We start from the raw sequence: 12,328 nt of genomic DNA on the forward strand, positions 1-12,328 counted from the left end.
ATGCCGGAACTGCCGGAGGTCGAGGCGCTGCGGGAGTTCCTCGGCGGCGAGCTGACCGGCCACGAGATCGTCCGCGTGCTGCCCGTCGCGGTGAGCGTCCTGAAGACGTACGACCCCCCGGTGACGGCGCTCGAAGGCCGGACCGTCACCGGGGTCGCCCGCCACGGCAAGTTCCTGGCCGTCGAGGCGGACGGGCTGTGGCTCGTCACGCATCTGGCGCGGGCGGGCTGGCTGCGCTGGCAGGACCCGCTGCCGAGCGGCGCGCCCCGGCCGGGCAAGGGACCGCTCGCGCTGCGCGTGGCCCTGGAGACCGGCGCGGGCTTCGACCTGACGGAGGCGGGGACGCAGAAGCGCCTCGCGGTGTACGTGACGGACGCGCCCGCCGCCCTCCCCGGCATCGCCCGCCTGGGCCCCGACCCGCTGGCCGCCGACTTCACCGAGGACCGCCTCGCGCACCTGCTGGCCGCCGAGGGGCGGCAGCTCAAGGGCGCGCTGCGCGACCAGAGCCTGATCGCGGGCATCGGCAACGCCTACAGCGACGAGATCCTGCACGCGGCCCGCATGTCCCCCTTCAAGCACGCGGACCGGCTCACCGCCGAGGAGACGAGCCGCCTGTACGCCGCCCTGCGCGCCACCCTCACCGAGGCCGTGGCGCGCGCCCACGGTCTGGCCGCCGCCCGGCTGAAGGCGGAGAAGAAGTCGGGGCTGCGCGTGCACGGCCGTACCGGCGAGCCGTGCCCGGTCTGCGGCGACACCATCCGTGAGGTGTCCTTCGCGGACTCGTCCCTCCAGTACTGCCCGACGTGCCAGACGGGCGGCAAGGCCCTGGCCGACCGCCGCACCTCGCGGTTCCTGAAGTAGCCCGCGCGAAGCGGCCCGCGCCCGGCGCGGCGCAGGGGGCGGCGGAGAGGCAACCCCGGTCCCCTGTGCCGGGGTTGCCCCACGTCAGTGGGGGCGCAGGGTGAGCAGCCTGGCGCCGCCCGCGGCCCGTACCTCGAAGCGCTCGATGCGGTCGGGGCCCAGCCCCGTACCGCCGTGGGTCGTCAGGGCCTGCCCCGGACCCCGCCACGTCGTCACGGTCTCCTCGGCGCCGTCGCGCCCGACGGCGACGAGCGCGCAGACGCGCCGCCCCGCCGTGTCCCGCACCCGCAGGTCGACCGCGGTGCCCCCGGCGGCGGCGCGCGCGGTGAGCACGGCCGTCAGCTCGCCGTGCGCGTCGGTGGCCGCGGCGCGCAGCGGGGCGGGGCCGTCCGCGGTGAGCACGGCCGCCGCGGGGGCGGCGACGGCGAGCGCAAGACCGGCCGCGAGGGCCCCGAGCCACCGCCTGCGCCGGACCCGGCGGCAGCGCGCGGCCTCGCCGACGAGCCGGTCGAGCAGCAGCGGGCCGGGCACGGGCGGCAGCTCGCGGCCGTGGGCGCGCAGCAGCCGGGCGGGCAGGGCGAGGTCGTCCACGCCTGCCCGGCAGCGCGGGCAGTCCTCGAGGTGGCCCTCGAAGCGGAAGGCGTCCGCCGGGTCGAGGACGCCGAGCGCGTAGGCTCCGGCGTCGCGGTGCCGCTCCAGGGACCTCATGGCGTTCCTTGTCGGTGGGGGTGCTCCGTGCTGCCCTTGGGTACGGAATCGGCCACCGCATCGCTCAACGGACCCGCCGGCCCACCGGTCGCCCGCGCGCGGCACGGCACCGGGGCGGCCGCGCACGGCCCCGCCGGTGCCCGCCGCCGGGCGGTCAGAACAGCTGGATCGCCAGGTGGCCGAGCGGCAGGCCCAGCTGCCACGCCGGGGTCCACACCTTCGGCACGTCGTCCTCGCCGGGCCCGGGGCCGCCGCCGGGCACCGCGTCCAGGTCCGGCGCGAGGAGTTCGGTCTCCTCCAGCCAGCGCCACGCGGCCTCGGCGAGCACGAGGTCGGGCGCGGGCCCGCGCGCGGCCATCGCGTCGGCGGTGACCCCGTCCATGCGCTCGCGCACCCACTCCTGCCACGCCGTGTCGTGGGCCGTCAGGGACAGCCAGGTCTCCAGCTGCGAGACCACGCGGATGCCGGACAGCTCGCCGCGCGTGTCCGACAGGAAGATGGTGAGCGCGAGCGCGTCGCGCCCCGCCCTGTACTCGAACGACGTGGGCGGCATCAGGTCGCCCGTGCGCAGCAGTTCGTCCGCGATGTACTCGGCGTACAGCCACGCCATCGGCACCGTCAGCTCGTCTCCGCTGGGGCCTCCGGTGCCGCCCGTGCTCTCGTGCAGCATCACGCTCCGCCTTCCTAGCTTTCGAGGCTCCGTGTGTGCGTCACCGGCTGCTGGCCCCCCAACCCGGAACACGGATGAGCCAAGACGATTACCCAACGGGGGTACTGAGCAAGGCGCTTTACTGAGCCTTGACCATGCGTGCGGTTTCGTCGCAGGTCGGCGGCTCTGTGTTTTTCCCCTCAGATCACTCTGTGTTGAGGTCCGTTTCAGTGATATGAGCGGCATCGGTCCTTGGGTGAACCCTTCATCCCGCTCTGTGTCTGTTTATCTGATTTCCCCTCATATGCTCCTCTCTCAGGGAAGACAGGCCGATGACACAGCGCACCCGGGCCGCCGCCCCGTACCCGCTCTCCTCCCGCCGGGCCCTGGCCCTCCTCGCGGCCGCGGTGGCCGCCGTCACCACGGCCTGCGGCGCCCCCGCCGCGCCGGACCACGACGAGCGGCGGGCCTCCCGCCGCCCGCCCGCGCCCGCCCTGTCCGCGGCGGGCGGCAGCACGGGCGGGGCCCGGCCCTTCACGCTCGTGGCCTCCGGCGACGTCCTGCCGCACTCCTCGATCATCCGCACCGCCCGGGCGGACGCGGGCGGCGAGGGCTACGACTTCGCGCCGATGCTCGCGGGCGCCCGGCCCGTCGTCTCCCGCGCGGACCTGGCGATCTGTCACATGGAGACGGTGTACGGCGCGAACGGCGACTACACCGGCTACCCCACCTTCAAGTCCCCGCCCCAGGTGGCCACCGGCCTCAAGGCGACCGGCTACGACGCCTGCTCCACCGCCTCCAACCACACCCTGGACGCCGGGACCCCCGGCATCCACCGCACCCTCGCCGCGCTCGACAAGGCCGGGATCAAACACTCCGGTTCGGGCCGCACCGCCACCGAGGGCCGCTCGCCCGCCTGGCTGCGCGCGGGCGGCGCGAAGGTCGCCCAGCTGTCCTACACGTACGGCACGAACGACATCCCGCTGCCCAAGGGCAGGCCCTGGTCGGTGAACCTCATCGACCGCGCACGCATCCTCGCCGACGCGCGCGCCGCCCGGACGGCGGGTGCCGACGTGGTCGTCGTCTCGCTGCACTGGGGCACCGAGTGGCAGGACGCGCCCGACCGCCGGCAGTTGCGCCTGAGCCGCGCACTCACGGCCGCGCGCACGGCGGGCCGCCCCGACATCGACCTGATCCTCGGCACCCACGCCCACGTCCCGCAGGCGTACCAGAAGGTCAACGGCACCTGGGTGATCTACGGCATGGGCGATCAGATCGCGGGCGACATGATCAACCACGAGGGCGCCCACGACCCGCGCGGCAACCAGGGCACCATCGGCCGCTTCACCTTCGCCCCGCCCGCCGCGCCCGGCGGCCGCTGGGAGGTGACGAAGGCCGAGTTCGTCCCGCACTGGTTCGACACGGGAGCCGGACGCGTCGTCAACCTCAACGCAGCCCTGGACCGGGGCGCCGACGTACGGGACGTGCGCGACCGCATCCGCCGCGTCGTGCTCAGCCGGGGCGCCGCCGCGGACGGCCTGGTGATGGGGAAGTGAGGGCCGCCCCCTGAGGCCGCCGGGGCGCGGGCCTCGACCACGCGTCCCACGATTCCGGCCTCGGGGTGGCTTTTCCCCGTCAATCACGGGTAAAGCGCCCCCCTCGGCGCCCGGTGGTGGCTATCCAAGAAGGGTGGGGGGGACGTCCGGCGCCGCGCCGGGGCCACACCTGACGGGAGGCCTGCCGGGTGAGCATGTCGATCAACGTGGCGTTCCTGCTGGCCGTCGTCATCGTGCTGCGCCTGCGCGGCCACGCGCTGACCGGCGGCCGGCCGGGGGACCTGCTGATGGCGGGCGTGGTGCTGCTGTTCGTCGTGCTCGTCGTCCCGACCGACCTCGGACAGTGGGTGATCGACTTCGTGAGCACCGTCGTCGGGGGGCTCGCGGGCGCCGTCGCGGACCTGCTCACCCCCTGACGGTGCTCACGCGACCGGACCGGAACCCCGCTCGCTCTTCGCGAGCTCCGACTTGCGGTACGAGTACCCGAAGTACACCCCCAGGCCCACCACGAACCACACCGCGAAGCGGACCCAGGTCTGCCACTCCAGGAACGTGATGAGCCAGATCGAGAAGACCACGCCGATCGCGGGCACCACCGGCATCCCCGGGCAGCGGAACGTGCGCGGCAGGTCGGGCTGCTTGTACCGCAGCACGATCACCGCGACGCACACCACGACGAAGGCCAGCAGGATGCCGATGTTGGTCAGCTCCGCCGCCTCGCCGATCGGCAGGAAACCGGCGATCGCGGCCGAGGCGAACCCGACGATCCACGTCACGCGCGTGGGCACGTGCCGCGTCGGGTGCGTCTTGGCGAACCACTTCGGAAGCAGCCCGTCGCGGCTCATCGAGAACCACACGCGCGTGCAGCCCAGCATGAAGGTGAACATCACCGTGAGGATGCCGATGATCGCGCCCACCGCGATCACGTCCGCGAGTCCGCTCAGGCCCACCGCCTTGAACGCCGAGGAGAAGCCGCTCTCGGGGTCGATGTCCTTGTAGTCCTGCATGCCCGTCAGGACCAGGCAGGCCAGGACGTACAGGACCATCGAGATCGCCAGCGAGTACAGGATGGCCTTCGGCATGTGGCGCTGCGCGTCCTTGGACTCCTCGGCGGCCGTGCTCATCGCGTCGTACCCGAAGACCGCGAAGAACACCGTGGCCGCGCCCGTGAACGCGCCGCTGACGCCGAACGGGAAGAACGGCGAGTAGTTGCCGGTCTCGACGTGGAAGAAGCCGACGCCGATGACGAGCAGGACCACGAGCACCTTCAGGACCACGACGATCATCTCGAAGCGCGCCGCGTTCTTGATCCCGAGGGTGAGCATGTACGCGATGAACAGACACAGGACCGCGGCGAACAGGTCGACCTTGTGGCCGTCGCCGGTGCCGGGCGCGCCCAGCATCCAGGTGGGCAGGTCCGCGCCCATCTCGCCCAGCAGGAAGTTGAAGTACCCGGAGATGCCGATCGCGACCACCGCCACGATCGCCGTGTACTCCAGGAGCAGGTCCCAGCCGATGAACCAGCCGGTGATCTCGCCGAGCACCGCGTAGCCGTAGGTGTAGGCCGAGCCCGCCTTGGGGATCAGGCCCGCGAACTCCGCGTAGGAGAACGCCGCGGCGGCGCTGGCGACGCCCGCGATGAGGAACGAGATGAGGACCGCGGGCCCGGCCTTCTCGTTCGCGACGGTACCGGCGAGCGTGAAGATCCCGGCGCCGATGATGCCGCCCACGCCGATCGCCGTGAGCTGCCACAGACCGAGGGTGCGGGTGAGCTGGGTGCCCCCGCCGCCCGCCTCGGTGTCTTCGATGTGCTCGATGGGCTTGCGCCGCAGGACGCCCTGCCCCATCCGTAGTCCGGCCATGAGCCTCACCTCTTCGCTGGCGGCGGTCGGCTGCTGGCGGATCATCCTGGCTCAGGCGCACCCGGCGCGGAAGACACCACGCACCACGCGTCGGCGCGCCCCCTTCGCACGGGCGAGGTTCCCCCGGTCGGCCCTACGGCACCACGGTGACCGGCCAGCGCCCCGCCTTCACCAGGCGCACCGCGACCGAACCGACGATGCGGTGGCCCGCCTGCTCGGACGCGCCGACCACGACGGCGTCGGCCGTGAGCTCGTCGGCGGCCGTGACCAGGCCGTTGTACGGGTCGCCGCGGAAGGTGTGGAACTCCCAGCGCACGTCGAATATGCCCTTCACGCGCTCCGTGGCGTCCCGGATCTCGGCGATCAGGCCCTCGGCGATCTCGTCGGTGGTCTCCGCGACCGGGGCCCCGAGGGCCGCGCCCGCCGCGAGCACCGGCTGGACGTACACCACGGCGAGCAGCGCCCGCTGCCGCCGGGCCAGGCCACCGGCATATGCCGCGGCGCGGAGCGAGGAATCCGAGCCGTCGACCCCGACGACGATCACCTTGGGGCCGTCGGTGCCCCGCTCGAACTGCTGGGACGGCTGCTGCGTGGGCTCTTCGGTCACGCTTCCGAGGCTATCGGAGGACCCGGTTCCGGGGATCGGCGGCCTCTTCGGGCTGCGGCGGACCCGCCGCCCCCGGCGTTCGACGGGCGGCGCGCCCCGCCCTTTCCTACAGTCGTGACCATGAGTGCCACCGTCCAGGAGCCCGGCCCCGCGGGCGCCGCGCGGCCCGGCGGCTTCCGCGTCAGCGGCCTCAACCGCGTGCCCGAGGTGTTCGCGGCCTTCTTCGGCACCCTCGGCCTGTGCTGCGCGGTGCTCGCCGTGATCGCGCCGCTGCGGCGCCTGCTGCGGCCCGTGATCCGCTTCCTCGACCAGCTCACCGTGCCGGTCAGCCCGAACCTCGCCTACGCCGTCTTCCTCTTCCTGCTCGCCGCGGCCACCGCGGCCCGCAAGAAGGTCGCCTGGTGGCTCGTGGTGATCTACCTGGGCCTCCTCGTCGCCTTCGACGTCCTCGGCTTCGCCCTCGGCTACTGGAGCGAGTCGCTGCCGTCCTTCGTCGTCTGCGGCGTGGCCCTCGTCGTGCTCATCCTGGCGCGCGCCGAGTTCTCCGCCGACTCGCGCCGCGGCGCCCTGTGGCGGGCCGTCGCCGTGCTCGCCGCCGGGCTCGGCCTCGCGGTGCTCGTCGGCTGGGGCCTCGTCGAGCTCTTCCCGGGCACGCTGCCGCGCGGCGAGCGGCTGCTGTGGGCGGCCAACCGGGTCTGCGGCGGCCTCCTCCAGGGCCACGACTACTTCGACGGCTCACCGCCGCGCCCGCTGTACTTCTTCCTCGGCCTCTTCGGCGCCCTCGCGCTGCTCAACGCCGCCGCCACCCTGTTCCGCTCCCAGCGCATGGAAGCCGCCCTGCACGGGGACGAGGAGCCCCGCATCCGCGCCCTCCTCGGCGCCTACGGAGACCAGGACTCGCTCGGCTACTTCGCCACCCGGCGCGACAAGGCCGTCGTCTTCTCGCCCAGCGGCAAGGCCGCCGTGACCTACCGCGTCGAGGCGGGCGTCTGCCTGGCGAGCGGCGACCCCGTCGGCGACCGCGAGGCCTGGCCGCACGCCATCGGCGCCTGGCTCGACGTGGCCCGGCGCTACGCCTGGGCGCCCGCCGTGATGGGCGCCTCCGAGGACGGCGCGACGGCCTTCGCCCGCGCCGGGCTCGGCGCCCTCCAACTCGGCGACGAGGCCATCCTGCACGTGGCGGACTTCGACCTGGACGGCCGCGACATGCGCGTCACGCGCCAGGCCGTGAACCGGGTCCGGCGCACCGGAGCCACCGCCCGCGTCCGCCGCCACGCCACCCTCAGCGACGAGGAGATGGAGGCGATCGTCGACAGGGCGGACGCCTGGCGGGACACCGAGACCGAGCGCGGCTTCTCCATGGCCCTCGACCGGCTCGGCGACCCCGAGGACGGCGACTGCCTCCTCGTCGAGGCCCTCGACCCCGACGGCAAGCTGCTGGCCCTGCTGTCCTTCGTGCCCTGGGGCAGGGACGGCATCTCGCTCGACCTGATGCGCCGCGACCGCAGCGCGCCCAACGGCGTCATGGAGTTCATGGTCGCCGAGCTGTGCGCCGTGGCGCCCAAGCTCGGCGTGCGGCGGATCTCGCTGAACTTCGCGGTGTTCCGCTCCGTCTTCGAGGAGGGCGCCCGCATCGGCGCGGGCCCCGTCCTGCGCCTGTGGCGCAAGCTGCTGCTCTTCTTCTCCAAGTGGTGGCAGCTGGAGGCCCTCTACCGCTCCAACGCCAAGTACCACCCCGAGTGGTACCCGCGCTTCCTCTGCTACGGCGACGCGGGCTCCCTCGCCCGCATCGGCCTGGCCTCCGGCATCGCCGAGGGCTTCGTCTCCGTGCCCTCGCTGCGCCAGCTGTGGGGCAAGGGCCACAAGCCCCGCGGCGTCACCAAGCCCGCCACCACCGAGGGCCTGCCGTCCATCGCCGCGCTCGGCCTCGGCGGCGGCGCCGACGCCGGGCTCGACCCCGTCGAGGCGCTGCCCGAGCAGATCCGCATCCGCCACCGGGCCCTGGAGCGGCTGCGCGCCGAAGGCGTCGACCCCTACCCGGTGGGCATCGCGCCGCGCACCCACGAACTGGCCGCGATCCGCCCGGACACGGCGGGCGAACAGGTCACCGTCGCGGGCCGCGTCATGCTGGTGCGCGACTTCGGCGGCGTCGTCTTCGCCGTCCTGCGCGACTGGTCGGGTGACCTCCAGCTCGCCCTCACCCGTGACCGCGCGGGCCCCGGCGTCCTGGACGCCTTCACGAGCCGCACCGACATCGGCGACCACGTCACCGCCACCGGCGAGGTCGGCCACAGCGACCGGGGCGAGCTGACCGTCTTCGTCACCTCCTGGCAGCTCACCGGCAAGTGCCTGCGCCCGCTGCCCGACAAGCGCCGCGGCCTCGCCGACCCCGAGGCCAAGGTGCGCCGCCGCTATCTCGACCTGGTCGCGAGCCCCGCGGCCCGCGACGTCGTACGGGCCCGCTCCACCGCCGTCCAGGCGCTGCGCCAGGGCCTGCTCGACCGCGGCTACCTGGAGGTCGAGACGCCGATGCTCCAGCAGATCCACGGCGGCGCCAACGCCCGGCCCTTCACCACCCACATCAACGCCTACGACCTCGACCTGTATCTGCGCATCGCCCCCGAGCTGTACCTCAAACGGCTGTGCGTCGGCGGCCTGGAGAAGGTCTTCGAGATGGGCCGCACCTTCCGCAACGAAGGCGTCTCGTACAAGCACAACCCCGAGTTCACGATGCTGGAGGCCTACCAGGCCTTCGCCGACTACGACGTGATGCTCGACCTCACCCGCGAGCTCATCCAGGGCGCCGCCACCGCCGCCTTCGGCACGCCCGTCGCCCGCAAGGACGGCCGGGAGTACGACATCTCCGGGCCCTGGCCCGTCAAGACCGTGTACGGCGCGCTGTCGGAGGCCCTGGGCGAGGAGGTCGACGCCGACACGCCGCTGGAGGGCCTGCACCGCCTGTGCGACCGCGCCCACGTGCCGTACACCGCCGACGACGGGCGCGGCGACGTGGTCCTGGAGATGTACGAGCGGCTCGTCGAGGAGTGGACCGAGCTGCCCACCTTCTACAAGGACTTCCCGACCGAGGTCTCCCCGCTGACCCGCCAGCACCGCGCGGACCCGCGCCTGGCCGAGCGCTGGGACCTCGTCGCCTTCGGCACCGAACTGGGCACCGCCTACTCGGAGTTGACCGATCCCGTCGAGCAGCGCCGCCGCCTCACCGCGCAGTCGCTCCTCGCCGCCGGGGGAGACCCGGAGGCGATGGAGCTGGACGAGGACTTCCTCGACGCCCTGGAGTACGCGATGCCGCCCACCGGCGGCCTCGGCATCGGCGTCGACCGGCTCGTCATGTTCCTCACCGGCCTGACCATCCGCGAGACGCTGCCGTTCCCGCTGGTCCGCCGCCGCTGACGCCGGCGCTGGCCTTGGCGTGTGGGGTCGTCGCTCGTCCGGCGGTCCGCTGTGGCTGGTCGCGCCCACGCGGCGGAGCCGCACATTGACTCAGCCCCGCGCCCCTTCGGGGCGCTGCCCGACCCGGCCACTCCGCTGTGCGAGCCCGCGCTGGTCCCAACGGGTGTATTCGCGCGGTCCCGCAGTGTTGCTGAGAGCCCCTGGCCTTCGGCCATGCGAGGCATTAGTCATGAAAGACGATCAGATGCCTCCGGGGCGGCGCGCGCTGCTGCGCGGCGCCGCCGTCCTCGGCCTCGCCGCCGCCACCGGCTGCTCCGCCGACCGGCGCGCACCCGCGCCGGGGCGGACCGCCGCCTCCGGCGCCCCCGCCGCGGGGCCGCAGGCCTTGCGGGCCCGCAAGCCCTCCGCGTACCGGCTGCGGCCCATGACCGGACACGGGCCGCAGCGCGCCGCGCCCGCCCGCCTCACCGTGCGCCGCGCGCCCATCCTGCGTCTTCCGGGCCGCGCCCGCGCCATGGCCCTGACCTTCGACGACGGGCCCGACCCGCGCTACACCCCGGCCATCCTGCGCACCCTGCGGCGGTACGGCGTCCGCGCGATGTTCTTCGTGTGCGGCGAGATGGCGGCGGACAACGGGGACCTGCTGCGGCAGATGGCCGACGACGGGCACGTGATCGGCAACCACACCTGGAGCCACCCCCTGCTCCCCGCCCTCGGGCGGTCCGCGATCCACGAGCAGATGGAGCGCACCTGCGAGGTGGTGGAGCGCACCGTGGGCACGCCGCCCCTGTGGTTCCGCGCCCCGTACGGCGCCTGGAACCGCGCGGCCTTCGAACTCGGCGCCGAGCTCGGCATGGAGCCCCTCGCCTGGACCGTCGACACCCTCGACTGGCGCACCCCCGGCACCGGCACCATCGTCCAGCGCGTCCTGAGTGGCGCGGGCCCCGGCGTCGTCGTCCTGTCCCACGACGCGGGCGGCGACCGCACCCAGAGCGTGCACGCCCTGGACGCCTATCTGCCCGAGCTCCTGGACGCCGGATTCCACCTCACGGTGCCGAGCCGCTACCGCGTGTGAGCGCCGCGCCCCCGCCCGGCGCGGGGGCGCGGCGGGCGGGGGCCGCGCGTCAGCGCACGTCGACCAGGCGGGCGAACACCACCACGTTCCCGTCGTAGCCGCTCTGCTTCGAGAAGCCGCCGCCGCAGGTGATGACCCGCAGCTCGGGCGCGCCCGTGTCGCCGTACACGCGCCGGCCGGGGAAGTCGTTCTTGGCGAACACCTCGATGCCGTAGATCTCGAAGACGGCCGTGCGCCGGTCCTGGCGCAGGACCTCGACGCGGTTGCCCTTCTTGAGCGAGCCGAGGCCGTAGAAGACCGCGGGCCCCTGCTGGTTGTCCACGTGCCCGACCAGGACCGACGTGCCCTTCTCGCCCGGCGACACCGCGCCGGTGAACCAGCCCGCGAGATTCGGGTCGTCCGGCGGCGGCGCGTCCACCCAGCCCTCCGTGTCCAGGCCGACCGCCATCACGGGGGCGTCCACGCGGATCGCCTTGATGCGCACGCGGTCGGCGGCCGAGAACGTCAGGGGCGCGGGGGCGCCGGGCTTGGTGGGCGCGCGGTCCGCCGCCGCGGCCGACGCGGGCTGCGGCGGGCCCACGTCGAACTCGCCGGAGCCGTTGCGGATCAGCGCGAGCCCGGTGAGCAGCACCAGCGCCATCGCGCCCCACGGCGCGCGCTTGCGCGGCCGCTCCTCCTCGCACTCCTCGTACTCCTCGAACACGGAGGCGTCGGAAGGCTGCTTCGCGGGCTCGAACGGCTGGGACGAAGACATTCCCTATCCCCTCTCGACACGGCGTTCGCAGCCGTGTCCGTGGCGCGTACGAAAACGCTAAGTGCAGCGCGCGCGGCGTGCGAAAGGGCGGGCGCGAACGGGTGGCGGGCCACGGCGGCCTGCGCCATCCGAGTCGCCGCCCGCAGGTTTTTTCTGACGGTCCGTGACCTGCGGTGATGACCACGCCTGCGGACGCCTCCCGGCGTGTCCCCTCACCAGGACGGACGATCCCCGAAGTGCGGCTGTACGCACGCCGTCTGAGGGTCTGTCTGAGGGCGCTCTCGCCGAACGACCGGGGAATGGTTTCCCCGGGGTGCCTCTCGCGGAGGAATTCCATGCGTAACTCTCGAGCACTGGCGGCCGTCGTCGCCGCAGGCGCCGTCGTCGGCCTCGCCGCGCCGACGGCGGCTGCCTGGGCGGGCCCCAGCAACATCGTCGCCATGCCCAGCGTGATCGCCCGGGGCGGCCAGCTCACGGTCACCGTCGACGGCTGCGACCACCCCGGCAGCGTCGAGTCGCCCGCCTTCCCGAAGACGGACCTCAAGCAGATCCCGGGCGGCACCACCTCCAGCGCGACCGTCACCGTGCACCACCACGCCGAGCCCGGCGCCTACGACATCACCGCGCTCTGCCACGGCAAGCAGCCGCTCACCCGCCCGCACGCCTTCACCGTCATCCACGGCGCCGCCCGCGGCGGCCTCGGCGGCAGCTCGACGTCCGGGGCGACCAGCACCGACATCGCGATCGGCGGGGCCCTGGTCGCCGCCGCGGTGGTCGGCGGCGGCGTGTTCTGGATGCGGCGCCGGGCCGAGAACAGGGCGTGACCAGACACGACCGGCCCGGCG

General features: G+C 73.8%; 11 protein-coding genes. 6 read left to right on the top strand and 5 right to left on the bottom strand.

What is annotated here, in order from left to right:
* Positions 1-861, top strand: a complete 861-nt coding sequence (locus tag MQV74_RS34970) for an Fpg/Nei family DNA glycosylase (protein ID WP_242727046.1) — start codon at positions 1-3, stop codon at positions 859-861.
* A gap of 84 nt (positions 862-945) precedes the next feature.
* On the opposite strand, the gene MQV74_RS34975 is transcribed toward MQV74_RS34970, so the two are convergent.
* Positions 946-1,569 (bottom strand): zf-HC2 domain-containing protein, encoded by a 624-nt coding sequence (locus tag MQV74_RS34975; RefSeq protein WP_242727048.1) that lies wholly within the window; start codon positions 1,567-1,569, stop codon positions 946-948.
* A gap of 154 nt (positions 1,570-1,723) precedes the next feature.
* Positions 1,724-2,239: a hypothetical protein gene (locus MQV74_RS34980; protein ID WP_242727050.1), complete on the bottom strand. Its 516-nt coding sequence runs from the start codon at positions 2,237-2,239 to the stop codon at positions 1,724-1,726.
* 311 nt (positions 2,240-2,550) lie between these two features.
* Here MQV74_RS34980 and MQV74_RS34985 point away from each other — a divergent pair, with 311 nt between their 5' ends.
* Together MQV74_RS34985 and MQV74_RS34990 are read left to right on the top strand one after the other, a co-directional pair.
* A complete protein-coding gene (locus MQV74_RS34985; protein ID WP_242727052.1) occupies positions 2,551-3,774 on the top strand; it encodes a CapA family protein in 1,224 nt (407 codons plus the stop codon).
* Positions 3,775-3,962: 188 nt separating this feature from the next.
* A complete protein-coding gene (locus MQV74_RS34990; protein WP_374120734.1) occupies positions 3,963-4,190 on the top strand; it encodes a hypothetical protein in 228 nt (75 codons plus the stop codon).
* Between the two features lie 6 nt (positions 4,191-4,196).
* Here the strand turns inward: MQV74_RS34990 and MQV74_RS34995 are convergent, their stop codons facing one another.
* Both MQV74_RS34995 and MQV74_RS35000 read right to left on the bottom strand, forming a co-directional pair.
* A complete protein-coding gene (locus MQV74_RS34995) occupies positions 4,197-5,636 on the bottom strand; it encodes an amino acid permease (protein ID WP_242727054.1) in 1,440 nt (479 codons plus the stop codon).
* A 133-nt stretch (positions 5,637-5,769) separates the two neighbouring features.
* Entirely contained in the window at positions 5,770-6,243 is a 474-nt protein-coding gene (locus tag MQV74_RS35000; RefSeq protein ID WP_242727056.1) for a universal stress protein, read from the bottom strand.
* Positions 6,244-6,363: 120 nt separating this feature from the next.
* On the opposite strand from MQV74_RS35000, the gene lysX reads away from it, so the two are divergent.
* Together lysX and MQV74_RS35010 are read left to right on the top strand one after the other, a co-directional pair.
* Complete coding sequence (gene lysX / locus MQV74_RS35005; protein WP_242727058.1) at positions 6,364-9,654, top strand: bifunctional lysylphosphatidylglycerol synthetase/lysine--tRNA ligase LysX; 3,291 nt, start codon at positions 6,364-6,366, stop codon at positions 9,652-9,654.
* A 229-nt stretch (positions 9,655-9,883) separates the two neighbouring features.
* Positions 9,884-10,729 carry a polysaccharide deacetylase family protein gene (locus MQV74_RS35010; RefSeq protein ID WP_242727060.1) on the top strand — a complete coding sequence of 282 codons (846 nt, stop codon included), beginning with the start codon at positions 9,884-9,886 and terminating at the stop codon, positions 10,727-10,729.
* 49 nt (positions 10,730-10,778) lie between these two features.
* On the opposite strand, the gene MQV74_RS35015 is transcribed toward MQV74_RS35010, so the two are convergent.
* Positions 10,779-11,369, bottom strand: a complete 591-nt coding sequence (locus MQV74_RS35015; RefSeq protein WP_242729304.1) for a class F sortase — start codon at positions 11,367-11,369, stop codon at positions 10,779-10,781.
* A gap of 449 nt (positions 11,370-11,818) precedes the next feature.
* Here MQV74_RS35015 and MQV74_RS35020 point away from each other — a divergent pair, with 449 nt between their 5' ends.
* Entirely contained in the window at positions 11,819-12,307 is a 489-nt protein-coding gene (locus MQV74_RS35020; protein ID WP_138963249.1) for a hypothetical protein, read from the top strand.
* The last annotated feature ends 21 nt before the right edge of the window (positions 12,308-12,328 follow it).

It is taken from the genome of Streptomyces sp. AN091965, from assembly GCF_022698285.1.
GTDB lineage: Bacteria > Actinomycetota > Actinomycetes > Streptomycetales > Streptomycetaceae > Streptomyces.

Coding starts and splice junctions, on each gene's coding strand:
- MQV74_RS35010 (WP_242727060.1), top strand. CDS start 9,884: ATGAAAGACGATCAGATGCCTCCGGGGCGGCGCGCGCTGCTGCGCGGC.
- MQV74_RS34995 (WP_242727054.1), bottom strand. CDS start 5,636: ATGGCCGGACTACGGATGGGGCAGGGCGTCCTGCGGCGCAAGCCCATC.
- MQV74_RS34980 (WP_242727050.1), bottom strand. CDS start 2,239: ATGCTGCACGAGAGCACGGGCGGCACCGGAGGCCCCAGCGGAGACGAG.
- MQV74_RS34970 (WP_242727046.1), top strand. CDS start 1: ATGCCGGAACTGCCGGAGGTCGAGGCGCTGCGGGAGTTCCTCGGCGGC.
- MQV74_RS35020 (WP_138963249.1), top strand. CDS start 11,819: ATGCGTAACTCTCGAGCACTGGCGGCCGTCGTCGCCGCAGGCGCCGTC.
- MQV74_RS34985 (WP_242727052.1), top strand. CDS start 2,551: ATGACACAGCGCACCCGGGCCGCCGCCCCGTACCCGCTCTCCTCCCGC.
- MQV74_RS34975 (WP_242727048.1), bottom strand. CDS start 1,569: ATGAGGTCCCTGGAGCGGCACCGCGACGCCGGAGCCTACGCGCTCGGC.
- MQV74_RS35015 (WP_242729304.1), bottom strand. CDS start 11,369: ATGGCGCTGGTGCTGCTCACCGGGCTCGCGCTGATCCGCAACGGCTCC.
- lysX (WP_242727058.1), top strand. CDS start 6,364: ATGAGTGCCACCGTCCAGGAGCCCGGCCCCGCGGGCGCCGCGCGGCCC.